This is a genomic window from Flavobacterium sp. xlx-214, from assembly GCF_013874595.1.
GTDB lineage: Bacteria > Bacteroidota > Bacteroidia > Flavobacteriales > Flavobacteriaceae > Flavobacterium.
The window spans coordinates 455,215-482,028 of the sequence record NZ_CP059431.1; the positions used below are offsets into that span (position 1 = coordinate 455,215).

Below are 26,814 nucleotides of genomic sequence, written 5' to 3' on the forward strand. Positions count from 1 at the left end.
AATCCTACAATTTTATGTTTTCATCTGCTAACTTGGTTGTACATATTTAAAAAAACTAATGTAAATTAGCTTCATCTAATTAGTTTTTAAATGAAAACGTGTTTATTAAGTTTACTTGGTTTAGTGTTTTTTAGTTGCCATACAACTCCTAGACAAATGGTTGCCGAGAAAAAAATAAGTACCTCTACTATGGTAAAAGACACCAATGCAATAGCTACTGAAGTTAATGATACTTTAGAAGCTATATCTTATGCCGATTACTATTTGGTCATTACCAACAGTAGCAAAAACTACAAAGCTTTGCATAATGATATGTTGGCTATTCACAAACAATTTGCTATTGACATAGATACTTTAGGCAGGTATTATGATACTCAGCTGAATCAAATTATTCTACCAAAAGATAATGAGGATGAAATTTACGCAGGAAGTTACTATCCGCGTAGGTATGAAGATTTAAGCTTAAGTATTGAATACGCTAGTTATTACAAAGAACCTATTGAGATTGACCCAGAGCACTACCCTACCCAAATGGTATTGGTTGCTGGTATGTTTGCTAACAAAAAAAGTGCCGATAGTTTGCAAATGGTTTTGAAAAATACATATCCTAAAACAACCGTGCAAAAATCAAAAGTTTATATTGGTTGTATGCATTAAGAAATAAAAACAGTATCTTACAACAAGTTATTTACACAATATTTTCAACACAAAAACATTAATAAACCTCTAAATACATCATTATGAAAAAATACATCACTATTATTACTTTATTACTTTTAGGATTTCAATCTTTTGCACAAACAAAGAAAGAGGCCATTGATTTTTTAAATCCTTATTTATCAAATGAAGTTATTACTCCAGGTACCAACTTTAATGGAGTTTTAAGTGAAGAAGAAAATATTATTTCTTATCTGCTTAATATCAAAGTTACTTATCCTTTTTCTGACAAAGAACTAGCATCAGAATCAAATTATTATTTCAACTTCAATCCAAACAATATTGAAAAATATACCATTGAAGTTAAAGACTCTAAAGAGCATAAAGGTTTATTAGATGTTGATTGTACTGTAATTCTAAAAGAAAAAGTATTAACTAACGCTACCTCTAAATTTTTTTTAGAAGAACAAGCTAATAAAAAAATTGATGTAAGAAGAATTGAATTAACAAATAGCAAACCAATAGAGAAAGAGAACGTAGAAAAGTACAAAAAAGCCTTAGAAACGCTTCTTAAAGCATAAAAAAAGAGCGCCTTTAAAGGCGCTCTTTTTTTATGCTTTAAGATTACTTACTCAACAATATTCTTTGATTTTGTAAACAAAGCAACCAATATAAAAACAACAAAAGTAGGCAACATCCATTCTAAATTATGCTCTACCAAAGGCATTTGACTGTGCATTTTTGTTAACAAAGGAAAACTAACTTCAAAGCTAATTAGTAATGAAATTAATGATAGTATAGAAACCACAACCATTGCTACCACATAAGGTGCTCTTTGTTTTACTTTACCTCCAAAGAATAAGATCAATAATACCAAAGCAAATGTTATAGGATATACAAAATTGAGCAAAGCACCTGCATAGGCAATAATTTCATCAACACCTTTTACTGCAAAAAACATAGAAACAAGAGTACAAAGTACAATGCTTACTTTATAGGATACTTTGCCTTTTGTTAGTTTTTCTGTAAAAGAGGCAAATGCAGCGGTTAAAGCAATTGCCGTTGTTAAACACGCCAAAGCAATGGCAACAGAAACTGCAATGGTACCATAACTTCCTAAAATATTTTGAGAGATATTTAATAACAATTCCGTTCTTGATACATCTTCTCCAACTGCGTAGCCCGATGTTGCGCCTAAATAAATTAACCCACCGTAAATAATAAACAAACACGAAACAGCAACAATACCCGATAAAATAACCATATGTACCCGTTGCTTTGCCGTTGTATACCCTTTTTCTACAGCAGCAGAAATAATAATACCTGCAAAAACTACCGATGCCAATACATCCATTGTTTGATATCCTTGATCAAACCCTAACTGAAAACTTTCTTGTGCTGAAATAGCTATTTCTTGTGCTGATGATACGGGATTTACAATACCCAAAACAACTAACAGTAAAAGCAAAACAACCAATACAGGTGTTAAATATTTTCCTATAATATCAACAATTTTTGATGGTGATATGGTCAACAACAAAATAACTGTAAAGAAAAGTACAGCGCCTACTATGGCATTCATTTCAGGAAAAATAGGTTTTAAAGCCATTTCAAAAGTAGTTGCAGCAGTACGCGGAATAGCAACTAAAGGGCCAATACTTAGCATAATAATGGTAGCTAAAATCAACACCAAAACAGGGTGTGTTCTTTTGCCTAAATCAGAAAAAGTAAATCCATTTTTTGTAACTGCTAACAATCCTAAAAAAGGCGCTACTATACCTGTAATTACAAAACCTAAAATGGCTAGCGGCCAATTGGTTCCAACATTTAATCCTATATATGGAGGCAATATTAAATTACCTGCACCAAAAAACATAGCAAAAAGGGCAAAGCCCATAGTAATAATACTAGCTAATTTTGAATTCTTCATTTTAAAAATAGTGAGCAAAAACATGCAAATTACTTATTTTTTATCCATACCCTGCATTTATTATAATACAAATGTTATTTTTGTTTACTAAACACCTTATTTATTTAAACAGTAACATCATAAAGTTACTGCTTTGTGTTTGGTTAATCCACTAAGCATGAACGCTTAAAAAATTAAAAACAAATTGTAAAACATGAAGCGCATTCATCTATTCGAATTTGAAGATCAAAGTTGGTTTCCATCGTTTATACGCGATTATATGACCGATTTTTTACAATTCATGGCAAATAAAACAGGTTTATTCAATCCTATTTTACCTGTAATGGAAGAAATGATGAAAACCAGCAAAACAGATTCCATTATTGATATTTGTTCTGGTGCTGGTGGTGCTATTATTGGTTTGAATAACGATTTAAAGAAACGAATTCCAAATTTCAATGTTACCCTAACCGATTTTTATCCTAACATCGCTGCTTTTGAATCGGTTAAAAAACAATTTGACAATATTGATTATGAAAGCCAACCAATTGATGCCAGAAAACTGCCTAGTCATTTAAAAGGATTTAGAACGCAGTTTTTATCGTTTCATCATTTTAAACCAAACGATGCCTTGCTGATTTTACAAAACGCTGTTGATTCTGAAAATCCCATTGCTATATTTGAAGCACAAGAGCGAAGTTTTGCCAGTATTTTAGGCATGTTGCTTTCGCCTATTTCTGTTTTGTTAGTCACCCCTTTTATTCGTCCGTTTAAAATAGGTCGCATTATTTTTACCTATTTAATACCAATTGTTCCTCTTTTAATTTGTTGGGATGGAATGGTATCATCTTTGAGAACCTATTCTATTGAAGAAATGAATGAATTGATATTAAAAGTAAAAAATCACGAAAAATACAATTGGCAAGTAAGCAAAATTAAAGTAGGAACAGGAAAAATATTATATTTAATAGGAATCCCAAAAAACTAAAAAATGACAATAGAAGAAGTATTTCAAGATAAAACCATTAAAGCAAAACAAAAAGTAAGCATCATTGGCGATTGGCTAATAAACAACCAATTACCTATTGATGAATTACTAGCCTTTGCCGATACTCAAAAAGCTGTAAACCAAGCAAGTTGTATAGAAGCTATAGAATATGCTACCAAAACCAATGCAACTATTGCTAATGAAAATGTTTTGGAATATGTTATTCATACTTTAGGAGGCAATGAACCCCGTTTAAAGTGGGAAAGCGCTAAGGTTATCGGCAATATAGCACATTTATATCCTAACAATTTAGATAAGGCTATTGAATATTTATTAACAAACACAAATCATGAAGGTACTGTACCACGTTGGGCTACCGCTTATGCTTTGGGCGAAATTTTAAAATTAAAAACAAAGCATAATACCACCTTATTACCTAAAATTGAACGTTTAGTAGAAACAGAAGAAAATAATGGTGTGAAAAAGAAGTATACCGATGCCTTAAAAAAAGTAATGAAGTCATGAAAAAAAGTATTCTAATATTAGTATTCCCTTTTTTCTTTGCATGTGCTCCTAAACAAGAGGCTAACCTGCAATGGTATGAAAATGAAATTATAGAACAAGTAAACGTAGAAACCGACTCTACTTATATTGTGCAAATTGGCATGAAAGCACAGGCTTTTTACTTGGCAAAAAGCAATAAAAATTTTGAACAAAATTTAAAGCTTTTAAAGCAAAGCCTACTTACAAAAGAAAAAATATCGATTGGTATTGAAAAAAACACAGCAAAAATACAAGTTGTTAAAACAGTAAAATAAAGTTACCTCATGCAATGCAAAAAGTAACTTGTAGCTTAAAAACCTTTTCGCTTATGAAGAAAAACCTATTTTATACACTGCTTGCATTATATGTTATAATTGCTGTTACACTTAGTTTAATATACCATTTAAACTTTAAATTCTTAATTGCTTTTGCTGGTTTATTTGCTTTTTTAATTTGGAATAAGGATATAATTTTAAAAAAAGAAAACACGCCTACGCAACCATCAGCAGACCATTTTCCGAATTTTACTTTAACGGATGAAGAACATGAGGCTTATGCTGAAAACAATTATCCGCTCACCAAAGAAGATGAAAAACAAGGCTATATAGAGTTAGCCAAACTATGTACTTTGCCCAAAACGCAAGAACAATTAGTACCTTTTATTGAAAATTTACGTGATTATTCTGAAGACGAGTATCATTATACTACGTTGAATTATGTGATGGATTATTTAGATAAAAGCAAAATTCATTTTATAACAGCTTTAGACTGGAAAGAAGAAATTGAATCATTAGAATGGTTTTTAACTACCATTTTACAAGATACCTATAACACTACACTCCCTTTACCTAAAGCGAGCAGTTATGATAAACGAGCATCAGTATCATACGACAATGTTTTTCAAGATTTTGATACCGTTCTTAACAAAAAAGGATTACAAATGGGCTTTATTGATACAGAATCGGATGAATATGTGCTTTTTGTGCACAAAACAATCGATGAAGAAGCTGTTAAAGATGCCGTTCACAAAATAGGGTATCGTTATTTTAACGCATCAGCTATTTAATTGATTTATGGATCCTATTTATACGTTTAACACCTCTAAAGGTGTTGGAGAATTGGTTTGTGTTGATGCTATTGAGCCTAACAATGGTCGCATGTTGTACAAAGTCAAACTATTGATAAACAACTTAGATCAAACCCACATTTATTTTGAAGATATCAATACTATTGTTTTTTATTTAAACGATTATGTACCTGTATCTGAAGATAAAAAATGGATGTATGTACCTAAAGAAAGCAATCATTTTGTAATAAATACCTATAACTTACAAAAAATATCTTTGCCCAACTTAACACTTTCAGCAGCTACATTTATTAAAAACTTTTATCATCAGCATTTTTTAATAGTCATTGCTAGTTTTGAAGTTATTATTAAAAATCTAGAGAACAATAAAGTACACACTTTAAAATCCCCAAATACGTCCATTCGTTTTAAAGATGTTTTAATAGGTAACAATCATACTTTAAACATTTGTTCATCTAACCAAGAGCAACAAACCTTCGATTTAAATATGCTTGATTAGTTCATATCAGTAACTTCGCTTTTAATGGCATTCTTTAATGTAATGGTTTCCTTACTATTAGACAACAATACCTGATACGTATTTACATCGTTTGTTTTAACAAACATTATTTTAACCGCTTCGTTAGGACTTAATGCTTCTAGCTTTTTAAAAGCATCTAATAACTCGTTTGCATTAAACTGCCAATCGGTTCTAAAAAATTCATCTTCACTGGTTTGCCATTGCAATTGAAAATCTCTTGGCAACAACCTTTCTTTTGGCAAAGTAACTTCGTTATAATTTGCATCTTTGTTAATTGATCCATCACTATAATCGTTTAAAAATAAAGCATACACTTTTTCATTTGATGGCAATGCAAGTAAAAAATACCACTTCCGTTTTTTGGTAAAAACTGCCATAAAATCATTTAAGGTAGTTATGTTTTCAAGACGACTATCTCTGTTTTTAAGAATTGTAAAATCGCTTTTTACTGTTTTAGCTTGCAGAGTATCAATCGGTATTAAAGTGTAGGTTTTATTATAGTCTTCACTAGGATTTTCAGTTCCAACCGAAATAACAACCTTTCCTTTAGGTAATAAAGTAGCGCAAAAAGCAACATCTTTCAGTCCTTTATTTTTAATATTTTTTATCGCTTTTTGAATTTTATCAATTGCAATTGTTTCTTTTAACTGATAATTTACAGTATCGGTAAAAGAAAACCATTCGCATTCAAAAGTATTGGGATACAAACTATTTTCAGTATCAAAAGATTTAAAACCTACATAAAAATCCTTATTTTCCGTAATAATGGTAAACCTTTGATATTCGTCTAATTCCTGATATCCGCCATTTTCGGTATAATTAGAAAACTTTGCATTAATAACTTGAACGGGTTTATCTTGAATACCTTCTGCATTCACTACCATATTCCATGACTTTTTATCAAAATAGGAATCGTTCATTAATTGTCGAACAAAAACAAATACGATACTTATTAAAATAAGCAAAAGACCTGTATTTATGTAATCAATTCTTTGTTTCATACGCTATTAATGATTCCAGCCACTACCTAAGGCAATAGCATACTGAACGAATATAAACCATAATACAAAAGCAATAATAAAAAGTATAGAAAGTACTTTAAAAGCTTTTTTATATGCACTTTTTTTCTCGCTAACTATCCAAATAACAATACTTAAAAAGGTAAGTAAAGCAGGAACTGACAGTAATTGTATTACTTCATCGGTATCAATATAGATAAGATACGATTGTAAAACAATGGCAATTGCCAATAGTAGAAAAAAAGCTAGAGCTATTTTTAAAGAGTTATTCATACAATTTGGTATGCTAATAATTTTAATTATTGATGTAAAAAAAAGCACCTTATTGTTCATAAGATGCTTTTAGATTATTGTTTAAAAAATTATCCTATAAAAGAAAATTTATCTTCAAACATTTTTCCAATAATAGGTAAAGGCTTCATTTGTCCGTTTACTGCATTGATAATACCTACAATAAACAATACAAAGAAAAACACATTAATTACCCAAGTTATTAAACCTAAAACAGGTAAAATAAACACAACAATACCAATGATAAAGCCTACAATTAAAGCACTAATACCCAACCCAAAACTTTGGCGTAAATGATATTTGGCAAAAGCATCTAAATTGTCTTTACCTACTAAATAAGCTATTACCCAACCAATGATGGTAATATACGAAACGATTGAAACTGTTTTGTTATCCATTCTTTTTACAATTTTTTTTAAATATATAAAAAAACAAATTGGTTTAATAATAATATGCTTCTTTTTATTAAATATTACTTCATTTTTCTTTTCAAATTCATTATTGAATCATTAAAATGAGGAACCCATTTTGCAAAAAAGACAGTAATACTCACTAATAAAACATACAAAATACACTTTACAACAAAACCAAAAACGTCAAAATTCAAAGGCAAAAAGTAAAGAATACTTAAGCAAGCTAATGCTACAAAAACTACTTTTAGGTAGGATCTTGAAAAAGGGATCATTTGAAATTTTTGATAAATAAAAATAACTTTTGCTATATTAAAAACACACATTGAGAATAAAGAAACCCAGGCAACACCAACAATACCATATGATGTTTGCGTTAGAATGAAAAAATTGAACCCTATATTTAAAACCGCTAATAAAAGAATTGCAATTAAATTAAAGCGATAATATTTAGAGTATGCAATAATTTCGGTATTAAACCCTGTAGACATATTTAAAATAACATTTGCACCTAAAATATATAAAACTGGCAACGTTGGTAGTAGTTTACTGCCCGTTGGTAATAAACTAAATAAATCTTTCATGCCTAATAACACACATCCGTACATTAAAATTCCTATGAAAAATAAGTTCTTAGCTACTTCGGCATACTTTACTTTTAAAATACTTAAATCATTATTTTTCAAAGCGTTAGAAATAATTGGACTGTATAAAGCAAAAACACCTGTTGCCGGAATCATTAAGGCATTTGCTAAGTTTACACCTATATTAAAATCGCCATTAGCTTCGTTTGATATGAACTGTGGAATCATAATCGAATCTAACCTAAAAGCAAAAAAGGAACCTAAACTTGCACAAAAAGCATACAAACTGTATTGGTAATAATTTTTCTTAGAAATTTCGGAAAACAAATCTTGGTATCGTAACGAATAAACAGGTTTAAAATGTTTCAACAAATAATTCCCTATGGCCAAAAACATAACCACAAACGATATAACATACAACCACAAACCTTTTGTTTCTGACACATAATGGTGTACAATCAATAAAAAAACAACGGGTAAGGCTACTTTAGGAATAATTTTTTCAAAAAAAGTAGGAATCGATAATTTCTGTAAATTAGTTGCCTGTCGTTTAAAAACATCAACATAAGCCAAACAAATGGCTATAATAAATCCATAAATAAAATATTCTTTGTTTTTAATTTCTTTAAAGAAAAATTCATCAATCCAATAAAGCAACAAAACAGCAATAGCACTAAAAAAAATCATCCCTAAAACAGAAACCAAACTGTACGAAAAAAGTTTTCGTTGTAAATAGTCATTTAGTTTAGGTTGAAAATTCAACAAAGCGGTTGATGCACCTAAAACCATAATTGGATACAAAATTTGGGCAAAACCATCAACAAAACGCATAATGCCCAACAAATCTTTATCGTGCGGATATATAAATAAAGTGGATACCATACCAATTGCCACCCCAATGTAATTAATGAAGGTAAACCAAAAGGCTTGTTTGGTAGAAAACTTGTGATCCATTTTATAATTTTTACAAATATAATCGTTAATCTTTAATATGATTTTATTTACTTTTGACAATCTAATTTTTGCAGTATGTACGAAAAAACCTATCCTAAAAAACGTTTTCAAATTACACTTGATTTTTTGAACAAGCATGTAGCTAAAGAGGCTGCCATTTTAGATTTAGGTGTAGAAAATCCGTTGTCAAAAATAATGAAAGCTGATGGCTACAAAGTACAAAATACAACAGGTGAAGATTTAGATGAAAATCAAGAGGTTTTAAAAAATGCGCATTATGATGTAATGACTGCTTTTGAAATTTTTGAACATTTACTGAATCCTTATACCGTTTTAAAAAATTGTAAAGCGAAAAAAATAGTTATTTCTGTGCCCTTGCGTTTATGGTTTTCTTCTGCTTACAAAAGTAAAACCGATGTTTGGGACCGCCATTACCACGAATTTGAAGATTGGCAATTAGACTGGTTATTAGAAAAATGTGGATATAAAATTACCGATCGAAAAAAATGGGCACACGGTGTTAACAAGTTAGGTATCCGTCCTATTTTACGTAAGTTTACACCTAGATATTACATGGTTGTTGCCGAAAAAATATAATATGAAAATTTATTGTGTTATACCTACTTACAACGAAGAAGCTTTTATTGAAAAAACCTTAGCTTCTATTGTTTCACAAACCAAACGTCCAGAAAAAATTGTTGTTGTAAATGATAATTCTACCGATAATACACAACAAATTATTGATACCTATGTTGCAAATCACACTTGGATTTCATCGGTTTATAACACTTCAGAAAACAAACATTTACCTGGAAGTAAAGTCATTAGAGCTTTTCAAAAAGGATTTTCGTCTTTAGATAATCAGTTTGATATCATTGTTAAGTTAGATGCCGATTTAATTCTTCCTAACAATTATTTTGAAGAAATAGTAAACACTTTTCAATCAAATAATAAAATTGGCATGGTTGGCGGTTTTGCTTATATTGAAAAAAATGGCACTTGGATTTTAGAAAATCTTACCGATAAAGATCATATTCGCGGAGCTTTTAAAGCATATAAAAAAGATTGTTTTGAACAAATTGGAGGCTTACAACCCGCAATGGGTTGGGATACCGTTGACGAATTGTTATGCCGATACTACAATTGGGAAATTATTACTTTGCCTAATTTAAAAGTAAAACATTTAAAACCTACCGGAGCTACATACAATCAATCCGCAAGATACAAACAAGGCGAAGCTTTTTATACGTTAGGTTATGGTTTTTTAATAACAGCCATTGCCAGTTTAAAATTAGCGTTACGCAAAGGCAAACCATTACTTTTTTTAGATTACATAAAAGGTTTTTTAAAAGCAAAATCATCTAAAAAAACTATGCTTGTAACCAAAGAGCAAGCAAAATTTATTAGAAAATATCGCTGGAAGAAGATCAGAGAAAAATTATTTTGAGGTTTAATTAAATTCTAACAAATAAAACCCTTCTTCTATTTTATACAAATTATAAACATATGTTTTAAAAACCAATTCGGAGGTTACAGCTGTTTCTTGATAAGGAATAAATTCTACCTGTTCTTGTAATCCGCTAAATGAAATAACATCTTTGGAGAACCAAGCATTTTGTCCAATTTCTTTAAGTACTACTGTTTTAACAAAAGGAAACTGCTCTAAAATTCTAAATGATTTTCTGGCGTAACTTATATCACCTTTAAACATGAGTTTTTTAATATCATAGGTTCTTACCACTACATTTAAATCATACACAAACATTTCTTGATACTCTTTTTGAAATTGTAAAGCATTTGATGTTTGAGTCATTAAATTGAAACAAAACAAGGTATTTAACACAACCAATACTCTAAATAATTTAAAAAAAACACCTTGTAAATCTCTTGAAAAGTAAATCATGGTAAATATAAAAACACCTAAACCCGGCAAAGCTCTTAAAGGCAAATAATCTGCTTTTATAAAAAGATTTGGACCTATAACTAACACCAAAGCTATTATAATAAGTGTTACTCTTGCTGTAATGATTTTTAAAATATAAAGGATATTATTTTTTTTTAAGAATAACGGAACAGCGGATATTAAAGGCAGTAATAAAAAAGAAACAACTAAAATATAGTAGTAATTTGTATCATAAAGCAGCTTACAAATTTCATAGAAAGTAAGTAGTTTATTTATTAATAGCTCTTTAAAATTTGATTCAAAAAAGATAAACCCCATTCTATCATCATTAATACCTAAATGTAAAACCGATTTGGTTAAGTGATAAAAGGTGTATCCAATAATAAACGATATTAAAAAAAACAGTGCATTTATGAAAAAGCTTTTTAATTCGTTTTTTTCAATAAAAACAGTTAGATAAACAATTCCAACAGCAAAAAAAATGGTGATAGATGGCTGAAACAATCCTAAAGTTAAGAAAAAGCAAACACTAGAAAGCGCAACAAATTTCTTTTTATTATCAAAAAAAGCAAAAGGAATAATCATAAAAAAAACAGACAACGACATGAAAAGCACATCGTATCTATAAGGAAGATTAGACAAGTAAAAAGGTGAAATTAAGAGCAATAATGAAGACCATTTAACTTTTCTCCCTTTTTCAATTCCCCATAATTCACATAAAACATACCCCGAAAACCCTAATAATAAAGCAGAAAGAACAAGGCTATAGGGATATAAACTAAAAGTATACTTAGAGAAAGAAGTTATTTTAGTAATCCAATTATTTACAAATCGAGCATCATGGTTCCACCCATGTCCGTAAAGAATTCTTGAGTGGTCATCACTATAATATACATTCGCAATTAATAAGGGTAGTATATAAAAAAGACTTAATAATAATGTAATGTATAAAGATTTTTTGTCTTGTATTAAATCATTTAGTTCTTTTATTTTCATTTGCTCTTTTAATTACTTGGTTTTATGAAACTCTAATACAGCATAAGGTGGTTGAATTCTTAAGGTATAAAGTTTATTTTTTTTTACAATTGGTAACGCTTCTTTATTTTCAAGAATTTGATCAAACTTTTTTCCTGAAATATAATGATTAGCAAAAATTCCATATTTATTTAAGCGCCTAATCCCCATATAAAAATCATAACTCTCATAAAGTGGAGCTAACTTGTAAATAAAAGGCAATGTTTCCTTTCTTACTGTAGCATTTCTTGGAGCGTATTGAATTGTTCCATCAATTACTAATGTTAAATCGGAATGATTTAAAAGTTCAGGTGCAATCATTGCCATAATAAATTCTGAATATTCATCTTGGTTTTTTAGAAAAATTCCTAACTGAGACGATATTAAAAAAGAATAAAACAACATGGGTAAAAAAGCGAATTGAGCTAATGCAGCTATTTTTTTTGGCAATAGTATAACAGCATAATATCCTAACAACAAAACAAAAGAAAAGCCTAATAAGCTTCTAGGGCTCCAGCGAGCTTCCATAACCACTAAATTTATACTTACAGCTAATACTAAAATAAAAAGGATTAAGATTATTGTAACGAATAGCTTTGGTATTATTTTTATTGACTTTTTTTGTTTCGTTAAAAAGAAAATTATTCCAAAAGAAGCAGGAATGCTTGCAATGAAAAATGCATATTTATATGACGATTTTATTAAACTATATAATAAATCTTTAAATCCATTCCACCTTTGTATTAATAAATTATAAGTATCTGGCTGATTAAAAATAAACTCGCTTCGTTGCGCATCAACAATTTCAACGCCGTATTGATTTAATCTAAATTTATAATATAAAAAAGCTAAAACAAAGCTGATTAAAGCCGAACTGCCATTAATAAAAGCCTGTTTATACTGCTCTTGCCAAATATCTTTTATTAAAAAAAAACATAATATAATGGCATACGAAAATGCTGTTGTTTGGTATAATCCAAAAATTAAATACAGTAATAAAAAACTTGCTATAAAAAAACGGATTTTATTCTCATACAATACAAAAGGTAAAACAGCGCAAAATATAGAAAGTGAAATGGGTAAACAATCGAATTTATACGTAAGTATTTCTAACAAAAATGGACATGTTGCTATAATTAAGCCTGATAAAAACAATTGAAATTTACTACGTATTCCTAAAGTATAACTTAATAAAAAACCACTTATAGCTAATAAAAAAGTACTAAAAATAGTTGAATAAGGAAATAAACTATAAACTACTTGAGCCTGACTTGAAAGCAAATGCATTATGGTTGAAGATATAAACCTACCATCACGATTCCAGTTAAAACCTTCAACCGTTCTGTTCATATCATCAATATAAAAAGTATTTGCTAAAACAATAGGTAGAATATAAAAGAAACAGCTTAAAAAAAGAATTAATAATATTTTGGAATAAGACTGTTTATCAAAAAAGCTTTCTATATGTGAATACCTGCCTATCATTAATTTATATTTTATTTTTTATAATATATTTTGGTCTACGCTTACTTTCTAAATAGGTACGTCCTAAATACTCACCTAACACACCAATTCCTATTAGTTGCACTCCACCAAAAAAAAGAATTGCAACCATTAAAGAGGCATAACCAGAAGCATTAATACCGAAGAAAAGTTTTTCTACTATGATTTTTAATCCGTATAAAAAAGAAATAAAAGCAATGATGCTACCAAAATACGTCCAAACTTTTAAAGGTAATGTAGAAAATGAGGTTATTCCTTGAACCGCCAAATTCCATAATTTACGGTAATTAAATTTTGTTTTGCCTTCTTTTCTATTAGGTCTCACATAATCTACAATGGCTGTATTAAAACCCACCCAACTCATTAAGCCTTTCATAAAAAGTTGATTTTCTTGCAAACTGATTATTTCATTAACTACTTGCTGTGTCATTAATCTAAAATCCCCGACATTTTCTTCCAGTTTTAAAGATGACATTTTATTATTTAATCGATAAAACCATTGGGCTGAAAATCGTTTCAAAAAACGATCGTTACTACGGTTAATCCTTCTTGCTAAAACAACATCAGCTCCTTTTTCATATTCATCAATCATCAAAGGAATCATATCAAAAGGATCTTGTAAATCCACATCCATAGGTATCACAATAGAGCCTTTAGCATTCTCTAAACCTGCAAATAAAGCGGCTTCTTTTCCAAAATTTCGAGAAAAAATCAAAACGCTAATATCATCATTTTCTTGTGCAAGCTTTGTTAATACATGGCACGTATTATCTTTACTACCATCATCTACAAACAATAATTCTGTTGCATATCCTTTTACTTGCAATTCTGAATAAAACTCCCTAAACTCTTTAACAAAAACAGGAATACTTAATTCTTCATTATAAACAGGAATAATTAAAGTGAGTTGTTTCATAAGTACTTTTCATTAAAAGCAAACCAAAAATACATTTTTTAAAATATATCTTTACATTTTAGCAAACCAAAATAAATTTAATTTGGTAATTTAGCACATTAAACAAGTTTTATGATTAAAATGTTATCAAACATAGGGAAATACTTCATAATGCTGGGCGAAATTTTCAGACGTCCAACCAAATGGCGCATCATGAAAAGCCTTATTTTTAAAGAAATTGATGAATTAATTATTGGATCTTTAGGTATTGTAGCTTTTTTATCATTCTTTATTGGTGCGGTTGTTACCATTCAAACTGCCTTGAACTTAAACAACCCCATTATACCTAAATATTTAATTGGTTTTACTGCCAGACAATCTATTATTCTAGAATTTTCGCCAACATTTGTTTCTATCATTATGGCTGGTAGAATGGGCTCTTATATTACATCTAGTATTGGTACCATGCGTGTTACTGAGCAAATTGACGCCTTAGAAGTTATGGGTATTAATCCTTTAAATTATTTGGTTTTTCCTAAATTAGTAGCATCCATCACCTACCCTTTTGTAATTGCCTTAAGTATGTTTATTGGAATTTTAGGAGGATACATTGCAGGATCGTTTGGTGGATATTTAGCAGCCGAAGAATTTGTGAAAGGCTTACAAGACGATTTCACTCCTTTTCATATTGTATATGCTTTTATAAAAACAGCTTGCTTTGGATTTATTCTAGCAACTGTTCCTTCATTTTATGGATATTACATGGAAGGCGGCGCCTTAGAAGTGGGTAAAGCATCAACAAAAGCATTTGTGTGGACATCCGTATCCATCATTGTTTGTAACTATATATTAACTCAGTTATTGTTAACCTAATGATAGAAGTAAAAAATTTAAAAAAATCTTTTGATGATAAAGAAGTTTTAAAAGGCATTACCACTACATATGAACCTGGAAAAACCAATTTAATTATTGGCCAATCGGGGTCTGGTAAAACAGTAATGTTAAAAACATTATTGGGTGTACACATGCCTGATAGCGGACAAATTTTGTTTGATGGTAGAGATTTTGCAACTTTAGATCCTAAAGAAAAATCCAAATTAAGAACCGAAATGGGAATGGTTTTTCAAGGAAGTGCTTTGTACGATTCTATGACAGTTGAAGAGAATATTGGTTTTCCTTTAAAAATGTTTACCAACAAAAGTAATGCTGAGATTAAAACGCGTGTTCAAGAAGTAATTGACCGAGTTAAACTGATTGATGCCAACACAAAAATGCCTTCAGAAATATCAGGAGGTATGCAAAAACGTGTTGCCATTGCTCGCGCAATTGTAAACAACCCTAAATACTTATTTTGTGATGAACCTAATTCAGGTCTTGATCCCAAAACGGCGATTGTAATTGATGAATTAATTCAAGAAATCACGCACGAATATGGTATCACAACCGTTATTAACACACACGATATGAACTCAGTTTTACAAATTGGCGAACATATTGTATTTCTTAAAAACGGAAAATTAGTTTGGGAAGGAAATAGCGAAGAAATCATGAAAACTGATAATGAGGATATTGTTGATTTTGTTTATTCTTCTGAACTTTTAAAAGAAATTCGTCGTTTCCACGCAAATAAATAAATCGAGATTTTTTCTCGATTTTTCATTTAATATTAGTACTATATGTTTTCATTTTTTAAAGATGCCGTTGAAAAAGATTTAATCAAACTAGGCTTTTCACAGTTAATTCAAGGTTATAAGCAAAAACTAAAAAGCAAAGAAATTACAAAAGAGCAATATAAAAATGCTTTAAAAGAACTTCACAACAAACATTTTAACCAAATAAATAATTTAGGAAACATCAATGTAGCAACAAGACAAACATTTGATGATGATGAATTAATGGTACCGTTAAATCTACAAAATATTCAAGACGAATTTATTGATATTGATTTTCTTTACAGCTCGCTTCTTTTTGAATACAACAGCCATCAGCGTGTTCATACTAGAGCGTTAACCGAACTTGAAAACCTGTTACATCAACAATTTCCTAATGCAACAATTCTTCCAGATGATCTTTCAAAAATAGAAGAACTCGATTTAAAAACATTGATAAACGAAGCTACTCTTCCAATAGATCCATCTTCTCAAAACTATTTAAAAGCTGTTTTTCACAAACTAAAACAATTAAAATAAAAAGAGGTGGAGTAAAAACTCCACCTCAGAAAGAAAAATTTAGAATAATCTATAGTTCGGAAACAATAAATTCAGATCTACGGTTTTGTTGATGTTCTTCTTCAGAACATTTAACACCGTTGCTACAGCGGTTTTCTAATTGGGTTTCGCCATAACCTTTGTAGGTAATTCTTGCAGCGTCTATGCCTTGGGCAATCATCCAATTAGCGGTTGATTTGGCTCTGCGCTGCGATAGTTTTAAGTTGTAAGCATCGCTTGCACGACTATCGGTGTGTGAACGTACATCGATTTTCATGCGTGGGTACTCTTTTAACACTTCTACTACTTTGGCTAGCTCTACTGCTGCATCCGGACGGATGTTGTCTTTGTCTAAATCAAAATAAATAGGGTTTAACTGAAGTACTTTAAACAAATCGTCGTTCTTTTTCACTTCTACTTTCTTACGTTCTAAAACAACCGTTTTCTCTGTAATGCCCGTTGTTGTGTCTAGCGTTACCGTTTCTTCTTTGGTGATATAATCGGCTTTTGCTACTTTTAAACGATACATTTCACCGCAAACATAATCGGCTGTGAACTGATTGCCTTTGCTGGTTGGATGCGATGTGCCTAAGCTGTTGTACAGCCTATCGTACAAGGTAATTTCAACATCGGTTAAAATATTGCGCGTTTTGGCATCTACCACTGTTACTACCAAATCTTGCTGACAACGATTGATTTCTTTGTCTTCTACAAAACTGTAGATGTCATCGTTACCCATTCCGCCTTCTCTGTTTGATGAAAAGAAGCCTTCTTTGGTGCTGTGGTTGATGTAATACGCAAAATCGTCTGCGTTAGAGTTCACTGGTGCACCTAGGTTTTGTACGGCTTCAAACTGATTGTTTTTGTCTAATTTGGTTGCATACACATCCAAACCACCTAAGCCTACTCTGCCATCGCTTGAAAAATACAACTCGTTGGCATCGTTCATATACGGAAAGCTCTCACGAGCTTCGGTATTGATTTGTGGCCCCAGGTTTTGAGGGGTGCCAAAGCTACCGTTATTGATGCTTACTTGCCATAAATCGCTTTCACCAAAGCCTCCTGGACGATCGGATGCAAAGTACATCGTGCGTTCATCGGCGCTTAGCGTTGGGTGTGCGGTAGAATAATCATCGCTGTTAAAAGGCAATTCGGTTACCTTTACCCATTTGCCGTTTTGCAACTCAGCACGGTATATTTTTAAACGGGTGTTTTTGTCGGCATCGTACTTACGGGTACCTTTTACAATGTTGTTTCTTGTAAAATACATGGTTTGCCCGTCTTTGGTGATAACTGCCGTAGACTCGTTTAACTTGCTTTTTACATCGCCTTTAATGCGTTGTACTTTTTGATTTTTACCGTTATCGGTTTCGTTTTGCAATGAATATTGGTACAAACTGGTAAAGGCTGCGCCTGTCCAGGTGTGTACTTTTTTGCTTAAACTACCGGTATCGCGTGCGCTGGTAAAGTACAAATTGTTGTTGTGCACATAGCTACCATAATCGGCAAAAGGTGTGTTGATGCTTAAATTGGTTATTTGGCTGTAACGACCCGAATTGGCCTGAATTTGTGCTTTTAATTCGGCTTCGTTTTTGCGTATTTCACCTATTTGGCTCTTACCTACTTTGCTTACAAAGGTGTTGTAGTATTGCTTGGCTTCGGTTTCCTTACCTACGTGTTGTAGGGTTTGCGCGTAGCGGTAGTAATACTCTGGGGCTATGTCTTCATTGCTGTATTCTGCAAACAAACGCTCATACTGCTTTTCTGCTGCTGTGTAGCGGGCATTAAAATAGTTGGCGTTGCCTAAGTTTTCATGCAAGCTTTGGCTGCTGTAACCACGATTTTCTACTTTTTCATAAATATCCAATGCGTCTACATACGCCCATTGATCATACTGCTTGTCGGCTTTCTTTAAACCGGCTTGTGCTTGTGCCACGGTATTCCCTAAAAATAAGGCGGATACCAGGGCAATTGTGCTGATTCCTTTTTTCATGTCCTTGTGGTTTTAGAAGAAGCGTGGCGAATTCACGCGACGGTATTTGTTAAACAATTCAAAGCGTAAAAAGATCTCATGTGAGCCGCTGTTGTAGTTGGATAACGCTTTGATATCGTTATCATAACTATAGCCTACAAACAATCCGTTGGTGATTTGAAAGCCAGCCAAGGCACTCCATGCGGCATCCCATCGATAAGCCGCTCCTAAGGTAAACTTATCGTGAATTAGGAAATTCGCAGTGACATCAGCTTGTAATGGTGCTCCACTTACTGCCTTGAATAAAAACGCGGGTTTGAATTTCAAGGTTGGATTGATTTCAAATACATGACCTCCCATTAAGTAGTAATGCATTTTTTGTTGCATGGTACTTTGTACATTATTGTCATAACGCGTGGTTTCTAGGAAATTGGGTACTGAGAAACCTAAATAGCTTTTCTCATTATGCCAATAGATACCTGCACCTATGTTGGGCGTGAACTCACTTGAGATATCGTTTAATATCTGTGGATCATTGGGGTTGTACTTGTTTAAATCGGAATAGGCTACGCTTAGTAAATTTGCCGATCCTTTTAATCCAAAGCTTAATTTGCTGCCTTGGTTGTTTAGATCTAAGGTGTACGAGAAATCTACGCTAATGGTGTTTTCATCCATTACACCTAAGGCATCGTTTACAAAACTTACTCCTAATCCTACTTTGTTATCGCCCAGTGGTGTGTTTACTGAAAACGAATTCGTTGTTGGTGCGCCATCAATACCTACCCATTGGCTGCGGTGTAATCCAAAGATGCTTAACGATCCACGGCTACCTGCATACGCGGGGTTGATGTTAATGGTGTTGTACATATAATTGGTGTACTGTGGGTCTTGTTGCGCGGTGGCTGTAAGGCTTACTAAAGCTAATAAAGCCACTATGATTTTTGTTGTTTTCATTGCTTTTTAGGTTTAGTCGTTATTTTCTAAATGTAAATACCCTACTTTTTTAACCCATTGGCTTTGACCATCTCTATCGTACAAGTATTCTACTACGTAATAGTAGGTACCTGTTGGTAGTTTTTCGCCTTTGCCTACTACGTCTACGCCTTCGGCCATGCCTTTAAACACATTGCCTTTGCTGTCATAGCCTTGAGTTTCATACACTTTTCTTCCCCAACGGTTGTAAATGCTTACGTGGTTGTTTGGGAAGTAGTTGATGTTATCAATGATGAAATAATCGTTCATGCCATCGCCATCTGGGGTTACCCCGTTGTAAATAACCACATCGCCTGGGTTAAGTAATGGTTTTTTAACCGTACCTAAGGTAAAAATACCAAAGCCTTCTACTTTTACAGGGGTGGTTACGGTTTGATTGGCTAAATCAACCACGCCGCCTTCATCTACCCAAAGTTTTTGTTTTTCGTCCCAACGTACTACGTGCAAAAGCTCTGCATTGTTTACAAAGTCTTGCGGGGTGGTGCGTTTGTCATAAGACAAGCTAACAATTACTGAATTGTTGCTTTTTTCGCTTTGGTTGATCACCCAATATTCTTTGTTGTCTATAGCTTGTAATACCCCTGTACGACTAGCGTGTGGGTATTTGTTGTTGGAATCTTCTAAAAGATACTCGCCTGTATAGATTTCGGCTTCTTGTGCTGGTGCGGAAATGCTGGCAAAACGGTAGTAGCCTTTATCGCCTATTGGATATTTAAAGGCATCGGTACCTTTTTTGGTTACTTCTCCGTCTACGTGGCTTTTATCGCTGGTGCTTACATGGGTTGCGCCTTTTAAGAATACAAAGGCACCGCCGTTGGCTTTGTCCATATACACGATACCATCGGCCAGGTTTACTGTGCCTTGTGTAGCGATATCGTTGGTTAAGTGAAAGGCGTAATCGCCTCCGCTTTTGTTGAACAAAACATCGTAAAAGCTACTTGGTGAACTACCCGAGATGCTTTGAATGGTTTTGTTCTTACCTTCGAAAACCACATAACCCGTACGACTGTTGGTTGTGTAACTAAACAAGCCTTGGTTTTGGTAGTCGCCGTAAAAGTACATCGAACCATCGTTTAAAACATTCCCGTCCTTGGTGTTGACAAAATCAAAATAAGTGGATACTTCTGTTCCTGAACTTACCTTTAAATTGCCGTGGTTCACTGTAACATTGTTCTGAGCCTGTACAGACAAGCTCAAAACTAACGCTAGTATTATTGTATATTGTTTTTTCATGATACTAGTTTTTAATGTTATCTATTAAGTGGCGTATAAATCATTGGGTTTACAGGCGTTTTACAATTACGAATTGTAATGGTAAAGGTAGCCTTTGGACCAAAACAAGAACTTCCACTTTGCACCTTTCCTAAAGCTACTTGATATGTGTAAACGCCTGGCTTAGTAGACTGAGGAGCAGAGGCTAATGGTGTTGAACTTCCGTTAGCAAAATAGTAAAAAGAAGTACCTGGATCTTGTGTTGCTACTGTAGGGTTTAAAGTGTAACCAGTACCAAAACAAACATCGACATTAGCAATGCTTGGTGTTTGCGTAATTATATCTAATTGTGTTGCTAATTGGTAGAAACACGCTTGATTAGCACCTGGTAGTACCGCATAAAACATTTTTTGTGTTCCATCAGTATTTACTGGAAAATCTCCTGATACCAAAACTGGATTGCTAACTGTTGGTAACGTTGAATAAAACTTAGTTCCTAAAGGATAATTAGGCGAGTTAGAATTACTACCAATTGCAATTTCATTTCTTGGTATAACATTACCAGCTACAGCACAGAACTTTTTAAACAAACGAACACCGTTTTGTACAGGCTGATCTAAACTACATTGTGTTAAGAAAGCTTGAGATGGTTTAATTTGCATATCAATTCCGCCATAAATAGGTGTGTTGTTACAATCTGCTGCATAACCCTTAATAAATTCTGTACTTAAATTTTCTTTAGAGTTTCTACCAACACCAGTAATAGTTCCATTAATTTCAGGTTTTAATGCACATTCGTCAACACTGCTTGTTAATATGGTACAGTTCTCTGTAACCTTCAACTTATAGGTTAATGTTGCCATAGGCACCCTGTTGTTGATATTGCTTACAGGTGTTTGCGTTGGTATTGTACCTAAAGTCCAACTAATGGTACCACCATCAACAGTAGCTGGTAATGTACCTGAAACATTTGTAGAAGGATTTATCCATTGGGGTTGTGAAAAACTGTATGATCCTGTAGCGCCACTTGCAGCTTGAGTATTTTGTTGCATTGTAGCACTAACCACTTTCATAGCATGAGGTATGTTCACATCTATTTTACCATTTTCAATAATATCCGAACCGTAATTAAAAACATCTAATGTATAAGTAACCTCATCACCTGGTTGTAAATTATTTATATCAGCAGTTGTTTGTGCAGTTAACACCTGATTTGATCCTTCAACTTCGGGTACATAAGCATCAACCGCAAATACTAGGTTGTAAATAATATAGGTGTCTTGTGTAGAACCATATTTAAATGTTGTAGAGGTTTGATTATTACCGATAATGTAATTTGTGCTTGGCGTTTGATTAGGCAACGATATCCTTTGAATATCAATACCTGTATTATTAACTAAATTAGGATTTTTAGATGAACCTGTGTCTATATTAGAGTTAAAAAAACCACCAGTGCCACCTGAATTTCCTAAATCGACATAGTGTGATGCATTAGTACTAGTTCCACCGCTTCTTAATACTTGAAAGTAATCACCTGGAATACTACGATCTCCTTCACCAGCCATTACCCCAATATCCACATTAATAGCACCTTGCTGCGCTGCCTGAAAACCTGATATTGGCAATTGGTGGTCTATAGTAGTACTACCTGCCACGTATGCATATCCATCAAATACTGTAATGTCACGCCATTTCATTGATGGGTTGGCATATATAACAACCATTCCCCAACCACCGTAATAACCTGTTCCACTACTATCAGAACTTGCGGTTGTAGCTATATCTGCAACCATATAATTACCACCTTTATGTTGACGTACGTAGTTGGTAACGTCTATATAAGCAGCGTACATATTTGCGTCGTTACCATTAGGATAACGTACATCATTAACATCTGCTGTTAAGGTTTGGTAAGGTTGCCCTTCTTTTTTAAATTTTACAACATTTTTAGTTAACGTACCATTATAATTAGTAGTTCCTGTGCTTGTTTTAGGGCCTTGTATTCTTACATAGTTGTTCGCTTCTGTTCTAAAATCAGCTTCGGATCCGTTATTTAAATATGAAGAATATGCACTCCATGAACCGTATGAATAATTTGACCAAACACTCCATGAATTCCATCCAAAGAAACCTCGGTCTCTCGTTCTAGTTCTTGTAGCAGTTGTAGTTCTAGTCCTACTTTCCGTATAATAAGATCTAATAGAACTAATTGTATAGTTTACAGAATTATAATTATACACAATTGGAGTACTCAACGTAAAAGTTTTATACCCGGAATTTTCATCTGTTTGCGTTGCAGTACTTGTTTCTGTTTCTGTTTGTACTCTACTATTTCCACTTCCAACAGTAACGATATCACTATTAACATTTGAATATGTAATGTTGTTAGTATTTGTTAAACTATTCGTAGCCGTTACACTGACTTGTGTTGAACTAGACCATATACCGTTGTTAACACGTTCGCGTTTGGTAACAGTGCCATTATTCCTAATAGTAAACTCAAACTCTTTGTCGCCAATTTTAATTAAATGCACGGCATAATAATCATTTGATGTACCTGCTCTATTAATTGTAAGGGTTGTATTATTTAAATTATTTGTACCATCATGAAAATGGTTCAAAGTTTGTGTTGTTGTAGTACCTGGAGTTTGTACAGTACCTGAAACATTAAAACTCATATTTCCAGTATTGGCACGCCCAGACCAGTACAAACCTGCGTACACAATTTCGGTACAATTATCATTTAATACATTTAAAAATGATGAAGATGAGTTGATAGTAGTACCATCTAAATCAATATCAACATAGATAAGATCATTACTATTAGTAGCATTATCAGCATAATTTGTAAAGGTTATATTGGTATTACCTGCCATGGCAAAATCGCCGCGCAAATTATAAATTTTACCATCGGTACCTGGTTTTTTATAATCGTTTAATGCTTGTGTAGATGTACGTTGTGTAAACGCTTTACGTATCTGCGCATTAGTTAAAGTTGTATTGCAAAGCAAAACTACGATGGCAACAAACAATGAGTTGCACCACCATCTATTAAATATGTATAGCTGTTTCATAGTTTAAGTTTTTAATTTAATACAATCTTTCTATAAATAACCTGCGTTGTACTTGGTAAGTTTAAATTACCAATCCATTGTTGTAATTGTACATTAGGAATATCAATTTGGCTTGTAAAAACAACATATTGTAAATTAGCTGCATTAGATAAGTTAACAGTTACAATATTATTTGTTAGACTATTAATATTGTTAAAAAAGATAATTTTTGAGTTATTAAAATGAATTTCATTTGCATTAAAATTATCTACTAACAATGAATTTAATCCAACAATCTCAACTGATTTTTCATTTGCTTGATCTCCCAAATATTTTGACGTAAATCCCTCTTGGATTAACAATTTATAATAATTGGCATTTAAAGCATTATCAACTGATGCTTTAGCCGAACCAGTTAACTGATTATAATTATTGATAACATTACTTTGCGCATGAACTGTAAAGCACAACCCAAACGCTAATAGTAGGGTGTATAAAGTTTTCATACGCTTTCTTATTTAATTACAAATACAATATTTACAAAAGACAAACTGTTGGTGTTGCTTTTAACTCTATACGTCATAAGACCAGCGTCTGTAATACTTACAATTTCTATTGCTGTATCATCGCTATATGTTACATAATAATGTAAATCTGTAGCTGCAGGTATTACCGGTATTTGTGCTGGAGCACTTGAACTACGCTTGTTAGCACTTGCTACATTAAATTGTGTTGTGTACTGTGTATATAAATTAACTGTTTTATCAACTGTAGGAGCAACCACGCTTGTATCAATTAAAATTGAAGGCATATAGAAAAACTGAGGCATTGCATATTTAACCGTTAAATGACCATCAGTTTCTAATTTAAACTGATTACCTGGTTTTACAACTCCTGATGTTCCAGGTGTAGTGGTACCTGCTTGTGATACAATTTGAGGAGTAGCAGAATCAACACCTACTGCATAATCTCTATTTGCTGTACCCGGATTTGCTGGATTAGATGTTACTTTCACATACGACTGTGTTGCGTTAGCACTAACTGTAGTAATGGTATTGGTATCTGTAGCTAATGCTGATAAATCCACATCATTCCCTCGTACAATACTTAACTTTTTAGTTGTATTATCATATGACAATGTTTGGTTATCCGTATTAGTATCAATACTACTTAAATCTAAAGCTGTTGCATTTGAAACACCGTTAACAGTTGTTGTCAATTTTTTATCGGCAGATAAACTTAACGCAACATTATCAACCATATTTATGGTGTTGGAAAGCTTACCATTTACTGTTGAACTTAACGTATTATTACCTGTTCCTGAAACAGCTAAAACATTTGTTGTAATAGGATCTTTTAATGATGACAAATCTACTTCATTACCATTTGAAATACTCAACTTATTTGTTGAAGTAGTGTATGTTAATGTTTGCTTGTCTAAATCAGTTAAAGGAACTTGAACCGTGTTAGTATCTGAATCGGTTAAAACTAAATTTGTTCCTGAAACAGCTAAGGTTTTGTTTGTAGTGTTCGTATCAATACCGCTTAAATCTAAAGCTGTTGTGTTTGAAACACCATTAACAGTTGTTGTTAATTTTTTATCAGCAGATAAATTTAAACCAACCGTTTTAACCAAATTAACAGAATTTGATGATACACCATTAACCGTAGTTATTAATGTATTATCAGTACTTGTATTAGATACCGTTGTAGCTGGTGAAATGGTTGATTGGTCTACCCATTTTACAGTTCCAGCCACATCGGTTACCATAACTTGCGTTTGCGTATGTGTAGCAGCTGGTTGTATTTTGATTGGTGTTACGTTTGCATCGGCTATTTTAACCGTTGTAACCGCATTGCTTTTTAAATTAGCTGCATCAATAACATCATCATTTACAATTGTTGCATTTAACGGTCCTGAAACCTCACCAGACAATTTTGTATTTGTTAAATTAACCGCTAATTCACCATTTGTTACATTTACCGTTGGTGTTGTAGCTTCTTTAACCACTCCTAAAGTGGTACCATTACCTGTTTTAACATCAACTTTATACTTTTGTAAATTTGGTGTACTTGTTCCGTCTAAAGAAGCAGCAGTATTTAACCCACTAACAACTTGATACTTTACTTGAGCACCTTGCACATTAGTTTCTGTTAGCAAAGCGCCAAAATCGGTAGTATCTGTTGTAATTAAATTACCTGCATTTGCACTCACTACTTTTGCTGAAGCTGTAGTTCCATCTTCTTTAGTATAAGAAATTCCAGAAGCATTTTGCGTTAAATTGGTTACCGTTTCATTAATAGCAACAGTTGCATTAGCTTCGTTTTTATAATCGGCTATTTTATGTCCAGCAACTGTATTTGTAATAGTTGTAGTTGTCTCACCTGGCGCCGCTGGTACACTAATTACACCATTAGCATCAACATTGATACCTGAACCTATTTGTACAACACCCAATTGTGTTTTTGAAGCTGTTTCTACATCAACGTAATACTCTGTGCCTGTTAATCCATTTCCAAAAACTTTTGTATTTTTTCCATCTTTTAATTTGGTTGAATTAAAATATTTAGACAAATTAACTGTTTTGGTACCACCGCGTTCTAATGATAAGATTAAATTATTAGCATTATTAGGATCATAATCAAAAGTTGTTATTTGTTGCTTGTCTAAATCTGACGTATTTACCTTAACAGGATGACCATCGCTATCTGTTAAAATTAACTCACCACCAACTACTGCCAACGAAACGTTGGTAGTATTTAAATCGGTAGTAGCTGTTGTAAAAGGTTCCCATTTGGTACCGTTCCAGAAATAAAATCCTTGCTTTAAATTTTTTGCTGCATCAAAAGTGGTGTTGTATACCATTAATGATGTTGCAGGACTTGTTATTGGAGCAGCTAAATTATCGGCTTGTAAAGCAACGCGCGGAATTAACAATCCTTTATTTGGCGAAACTATATCTACTGCAGCCGATTGTGCTGGTCTGTTGGTACCAAATCCTTGTTGGGCAAATACGCTACCGGTGCTTGCCATCAACAGGATTAAACTTATATTTAAAACTCTTTTGTTCATAATTAATTGTTTTTAGTTTTTAAACTA

General features: G+C 32.5%; 26 protein-coding genes. 12 read left to right on the forward strand and 14 right to left on the reverse strand.

Going from position 1 to position 26,814, the window contains the following annotated elements; all coding sequences use genetic code 11:
* The first annotated feature begins 90 nt into the window (after nucleotides 1–90).
* Both H1R17_RS02195 and H1R17_RS02200 read left to right on the forward strand, forming a co-directional pair.
* Complete coding sequence (locus tag H1R17_RS02195; protein WP_163431671.1) at nucleotides 91–657, forward strand: hypothetical protein; 567 nt, start codon at nucleotides 91–93, stop codon at nucleotides 655–657.
* 83 nt (nucleotides 658–740) lie between these two features.
* Nucleotides 741–1,238 carry a hypothetical protein gene (locus H1R17_RS02200; protein ID WP_163431670.1) on the forward strand — a complete coding sequence of 166 codons (498 nt, stop codon included), beginning with the start codon at nucleotides 741–743 and terminating at the stop codon, nucleotides 1,236–1,238.
* Between the two features lie 47 nt (nucleotides 1,239–1,285).
* Here H1R17_RS02200 and brnQ read toward each other — a convergent pair whose 3' ends face one another.
* A complete protein-coding gene (gene brnQ, locus H1R17_RS02205) occupies nucleotides 1,286–2,587 on the reverse strand; it encodes a branched-chain amino acid transport system II carrier protein (protein WP_163431669.1) in 1,302 nt (433 codons plus the stop codon).
* A gap of 193 nt (nucleotides 2,588–2,780) precedes the next feature.
* Between brnQ and H1R17_RS02210 the strand changes: the two genes are divergently transcribed.
* Genes H1R17_RS02210 through H1R17_RS02230 form a run of 5 tightly spaced genes read left to right on the forward strand, consistent with a single transcriptional unit; the run spans nucleotide 2,781 to nucleotide 5,683 of the window.
* Nucleotides 2,781–3,554 (forward strand): hypothetical protein, encoded by a 774-nt coding sequence (locus H1R17_RS02210; protein ID WP_163431668.1) that lies wholly within the window; start codon nucleotides 2,781–2,783, stop codon nucleotides 3,552–3,554.
* 3 nt (nucleotides 3,555–3,557) lie between these two features.
* On the forward strand, nucleotides 3,558–4,079 hold the full coding sequence (locus tag H1R17_RS02215) for a HEAT repeat domain-containing protein (RefSeq protein WP_163431667.1): 522 nt from the start codon (nucleotides 3,558–3,560) through the stop codon (nucleotides 4,077–4,079).
* The gene (locus H1R17_RS02220) at nucleotides 4,076–4,372 is read left to right on the forward strand and encodes a hypothetical protein (RefSeq protein WP_163431666.1); all 297 of its coding nucleotides are present in this window, start codon (nucleotides 4,076–4,078) and stop codon (nucleotides 4,370–4,372) included. The genes H1R17_RS02215 and H1R17_RS02220 overlap by 4 nt, the downstream gene beginning before the upstream one ends.
* Before the next feature lie 53 nt (nucleotides 4,373–4,425).
* Nucleotides 4,426–5,163, forward strand: a complete 738-nt coding sequence (locus H1R17_RS02225) for a hypothetical protein (RefSeq protein ID WP_163431665.1) — start codon at nucleotides 4,426–4,428, stop codon at nucleotides 5,161–5,163.
* A 7-nt stretch (nucleotides 5,164–5,170) separates the two neighbouring features.
* On the forward strand, nucleotides 5,171–5,683 hold the full coding sequence (locus H1R17_RS02230) for a hypothetical protein (RefSeq protein ID WP_163431664.1): 513 nt from the start codon (nucleotides 5,171–5,173) through the stop codon (nucleotides 5,681–5,683).
* Here H1R17_RS02230 and H1R17_RS02235 read toward each other — a convergent pair.
* From H1R17_RS02235 to H1R17_RS02250, 4 genes are all read right to left on the reverse strand, one after another.
* A complete protein-coding gene (locus tag H1R17_RS02235) occupies nucleotides 5,680–6,705 on the reverse strand; it encodes a hypothetical protein (RefSeq protein WP_163431663.1) in 1,026 nt (341 codons plus the stop codon). The two genes, H1R17_RS02230 and H1R17_RS02235, sit on opposite strands and share 4 nt — an antisense overlap.
* Nucleotides 6,706–6,711: 6 nt before the next feature.
* Nucleotides 6,712–6,996: a hypothetical protein gene (locus H1R17_RS02240; RefSeq protein ID WP_163431662.1), complete on the reverse strand. Its 285-nt coding sequence runs from the start codon at nucleotides 6,994–6,996 to the stop codon at nucleotides 6,712–6,714.
* 89 nt (nucleotides 6,997–7,085) lie between these two features.
* A complete protein-coding gene (locus H1R17_RS02245; RefSeq protein WP_163431661.1) occupies nucleotides 7,086–7,412 on the reverse strand; it encodes a DUF4870 domain-containing protein in 327 nt (108 codons plus the stop codon).
* A gap of 74 nt (nucleotides 7,413–7,486) precedes the next feature.
* Nucleotides 7,487–8,962, reverse strand: coding sequence for a lipopolysaccharide biosynthesis protein (locus H1R17_RS02250; RefSeq protein ID WP_163431660.1), 1,476 nt, complete (start codon nucleotides 8,960–8,962; stop codon nucleotides 7,487–7,489).
* A gap of 75 nt (nucleotides 8,963–9,037) precedes the next feature.
* Here H1R17_RS02250 and H1R17_RS02255 point away from each other — a divergent pair, with 75 nt between their 5' ends.
* Both H1R17_RS02255 and H1R17_RS02260 read left to right on the forward strand, forming a co-directional pair.
* Complete coding sequence (locus H1R17_RS02255) at nucleotides 9,038–9,559, forward strand: class I SAM-dependent methyltransferase (RefSeq protein WP_163431659.1); 522 nt, start codon at nucleotides 9,038–9,040, stop codon at nucleotides 9,557–9,559.
* A 1-nt stretch (nucleotide 9,560) separates the two neighbouring features.
* Nucleotides 9,561–10,409: a glycosyltransferase family A protein gene (locus H1R17_RS02260; RefSeq protein ID WP_163431658.1), complete on the forward strand. Its 849-nt coding sequence runs from the start codon at nucleotides 9,561–9,563 to the stop codon at nucleotides 10,407–10,409.
* 3 nt (nucleotides 10,410–10,412) lie between these two features.
* Here H1R17_RS02260 and H1R17_RS02265 read toward each other — a convergent pair whose 3' ends face one another.
* The 3 genes from H1R17_RS02265 to H1R17_RS02275 are packed head-to-tail and all read right to left on the reverse strand — an operon-like array spanning nucleotide 10,413 to nucleotide 14,298.
* Nucleotides 10,413–11,861, reverse strand: coding sequence for a glucosyltransferase domain-containing protein (locus H1R17_RS02265; protein WP_163431657.1), 1,449 nt, complete (start codon nucleotides 11,859–11,861; stop codon nucleotides 10,413–10,415).
* Nucleotides 11,862–11,873: 12 nt separating this feature from the next.
* Complete coding sequence (locus H1R17_RS02270; RefSeq protein WP_163431656.1) at nucleotides 11,874–13,364, reverse strand: glucosyltransferase domain-containing protein; 1,491 nt, start codon at nucleotides 13,362–13,364, stop codon at nucleotides 11,874–11,876.
* Nucleotides 13,365–13,368: 4 nt separating this feature from the next.
* A complete protein-coding gene (locus H1R17_RS02275) occupies nucleotides 13,369–14,298 on the reverse strand; it encodes a glycosyltransferase family 2 protein (protein ID WP_163431655.1) in 930 nt (309 codons plus the stop codon).
* 111 nt (nucleotides 14,299–14,409) lie between these two features.
* On the opposite strand from H1R17_RS02275, the gene H1R17_RS02280 reads away from it, so the two are divergent.
* The 3 genes from H1R17_RS02280 to H1R17_RS02290 are packed head-to-tail and all read left to right on the forward strand — an operon-like array spanning nucleotide 14,410 to nucleotide 16,466.
* Nucleotides 14,410–15,150 carry an ABC transporter permease gene (locus H1R17_RS02280; RefSeq protein ID WP_163431654.1) on the forward strand — a complete coding sequence of 247 codons (741 nt, stop codon included), beginning with the start codon at nucleotides 14,410–14,412 and terminating at the stop codon, nucleotides 15,148–15,150.
* Complete coding sequence (locus H1R17_RS02285) at nucleotides 15,150–15,911, forward strand: ABC transporter ATP-binding protein (RefSeq protein WP_163431653.1); 762 nt, start codon at nucleotides 15,150–15,152, stop codon at nucleotides 15,909–15,911. Before H1R17_RS02280 ends, H1R17_RS02285 begins: the two co-directional genes overlap by 1 nt.
* A gap of 42 nt (nucleotides 15,912–15,953) precedes the next feature.
* Nucleotides 15,954–16,466, forward strand: a complete 513-nt coding sequence (locus H1R17_RS02290) for a hypothetical protein (protein ID WP_163431652.1) — start codon at nucleotides 15,954–15,956, stop codon at nucleotides 16,464–16,466.
* Between the two features lie 49 nt (nucleotides 16,467–16,515).
* Here H1R17_RS02290 and H1R17_RS02295 read toward each other — a convergent pair whose 3' ends face one another.
* Genes H1R17_RS02295 through H1R17_RS02320 form a run of 6 tightly spaced genes read right to left on the reverse strand, consistent with a single transcriptional unit; the run spans nucleotide 16,516 to nucleotide 26,787 of the window.
* A complete protein-coding gene (locus H1R17_RS02295) occupies nucleotides 16,516–18,477 on the reverse strand; it encodes an OmpA family protein (protein ID WP_181729244.1) in 1,962 nt (653 codons plus the stop codon).
* Nucleotides 18,478–18,489: 12 nt separating this feature from the next.
* Entirely contained in the window at nucleotides 18,490–19,410 is a 921-nt protein-coding gene (locus H1R17_RS02300; RefSeq protein WP_181729229.1) for a type IX secretion system membrane protein PorP/SprF, read from the reverse strand.
* A 12-nt stretch (nucleotides 19,411–19,422) separates the two neighbouring features.
* Nucleotides 19,423–20,682, reverse strand: coding sequence for a gliding motility-associated C-terminal domain-containing protein (locus tag H1R17_RS02305; protein ID WP_181729245.1), 1,260 nt, complete (start codon nucleotides 20,680–20,682; stop codon nucleotides 19,423–19,425).
* Nucleotides 20,683–20,699: 17 nt separating this feature from the next.
* Nucleotides 20,700–23,735 (reverse strand): hypothetical protein, encoded by a 3,036-nt coding sequence (locus H1R17_RS02310; protein ID WP_163433128.1) that lies wholly within the window; start codon nucleotides 23,733–23,735, stop codon nucleotides 20,700–20,702.
* An 11-nt stretch (nucleotides 23,736–23,746) separates the two neighbouring features.
* Complete coding sequence (locus tag H1R17_RS02315) at nucleotides 23,747–24,220, reverse strand: hypothetical protein (RefSeq protein ID WP_163433129.1); 474 nt, start codon at nucleotides 24,218–24,220, stop codon at nucleotides 23,747–23,749.
* An 8-nt stretch (nucleotides 24,221–24,228) separates the two neighbouring features.
* Entirely contained in the window at nucleotides 24,229–26,787 is a 2,559-nt protein-coding gene (locus H1R17_RS02320) for a hypothetical protein (protein WP_163433130.1), read from the reverse strand.
* Nucleotides 26,788–26,814: the final 27 nt, after the last annotated feature.

Coding starts and splice junctions, on each gene's coding strand:
- H1R17_RS02280 (WP_163431654.1), top strand. CDS start 14,410: ATGATTAAAATGTTATCAAACATAGGGAAATACTTCATAATGCTGGGC.
- H1R17_RS02240 (WP_163431662.1), bottom strand. CDS start 6,996: ATGAATAACTCTTTAAAAATAGCTCTAGCTTTTTTTCTACTATTGGCA.
- H1R17_RS02265 (WP_163431657.1), bottom strand. CDS start 11,861: ATGAAAATAAAAGAACTAAATGATTTAATACAAGACAAAAAATCTTTA.
- H1R17_RS02210 (WP_163431668.1), top strand. CDS start 2,781: ATGAAGCGCATTCATCTATTCGAATTTGAAGATCAAAGTTGGTTTCCA.
- H1R17_RS02245 (WP_163431661.1), bottom strand. CDS start 7,412: ATGGATAACAAAACAGTTTCAATCGTTTCGTATATTACCATCATTGGT.
- H1R17_RS02285 (WP_163431653.1), top strand. CDS start 15,150: ATGATAGAAGTAAAAAATTTAAAAAAATCTTTTGATGATAAAGAAGTT.
- H1R17_RS02260 (WP_163431658.1), top strand. CDS start 9,561: ATGAAAATTTATTGTGTTATACCTACTTACAACGAAGAAGCTTTTATT.
- H1R17_RS02270 (WP_163431656.1), bottom strand. CDS start 13,364: ATGATAGGCAGGTATTCACATATAGAAAGCTTTTTTGATAAACAGTCT.
- H1R17_RS02300 (WP_181729229.1), bottom strand. CDS start 19,410: ATGAAAACAACAAAAATCATAGTGGCTTTATTAGCTTTAGTAAGCCTT.
- H1R17_RS02255 (WP_163431659.1), top strand. CDS start 9,038: ATGTACGAAAAAACCTATCCTAAAAAACGTTTTCAAATTACACTTGAT.
- H1R17_RS02250 (WP_163431660.1), bottom strand. CDS start 8,962: ATGGATCACAAGTTTTCTACCAAACAAGCCTTTTGGTTTACCTTCATT.
- H1R17_RS02230 (WP_163431664.1), top strand. CDS start 5,171: ATGGATCCTATTTATACGTTTAACACCTCTAAAGGTGTTGGAGAATTG.
- brnQ (WP_163431669.1), bottom strand. CDS start 2,587: ATGAAGAATTCAAAATTAGCTAGTATTATTACTATGGGCTTTGCCCTT.
- H1R17_RS02295 (WP_181729244.1), bottom strand. CDS start 18,477: ATGAAAAAAGGAATCAGCACAATTGCCCTGGTATCCGCCTTATTTTTA.
- H1R17_RS02310 (WP_163433128.1), bottom strand. CDS start 23,735: ATGAAACAGCTATACATATTTAATAGATGGTGGTGCAACTCATTGTTT.
- H1R17_RS02275 (WP_163431655.1), bottom strand. CDS start 14,298: ATGAAACAACTCACTTTAATTATTCCTGTTTATAATGAAGAATTAAGT.
- H1R17_RS02215 (WP_163431667.1), top strand. CDS start 3,558: ATGACAATAGAAGAAGTATTTCAAGATAAAACCATTAAAGCAAAACAA.
- H1R17_RS02320 (WP_163433130.1), bottom strand. CDS start 26,787: ATGAACAAAAGAGTTTTAAATATAAGTTTAATCCTGTTGATGGCAAGC.
- H1R17_RS02220 (WP_163431666.1), top strand. CDS start 4,076: ATGAAAAAAAGTATTCTAATATTAGTATTCCCTTTTTTCTTTGCATGT.
- H1R17_RS02315 (WP_163433129.1), bottom strand. CDS start 24,220: ATGAAAACTTTATACACCCTACTATTAGCGTTTGGGTTGTGCTTTACA.
- H1R17_RS02200 (WP_163431670.1), top strand. CDS start 741: ATGAAAAAATACATCACTATTATTACTTTATTACTTTTAGGATTTCAA.
- H1R17_RS02195 (WP_163431671.1), top strand. CDS start 91: ATGAAAACGTGTTTATTAAGTTTACTTGGTTTAGTGTTTTTTAGTTGC.
- H1R17_RS02290 (WP_163431652.1), top strand. CDS start 15,954: ATGTTTTCATTTTTTAAAGATGCCGTTGAAAAAGATTTAATCAAACTA.
- H1R17_RS02305 (WP_181729245.1), bottom strand. CDS start 20,682: ATGAAAAAACAATATACAATAATACTAGCGTTAGTTTTGAGCTTGTCT.
- H1R17_RS02225 (WP_163431665.1), top strand. CDS start 4,426: ATGAAGAAAAACCTATTTTATACACTGCTTGCATTATATGTTATAATT.
- H1R17_RS02235 (WP_163431663.1), bottom strand. CDS start 6,705: ATGAAACAAAGAATTGATTACATAAATACAGGTCTTTTGCTTATTTTA.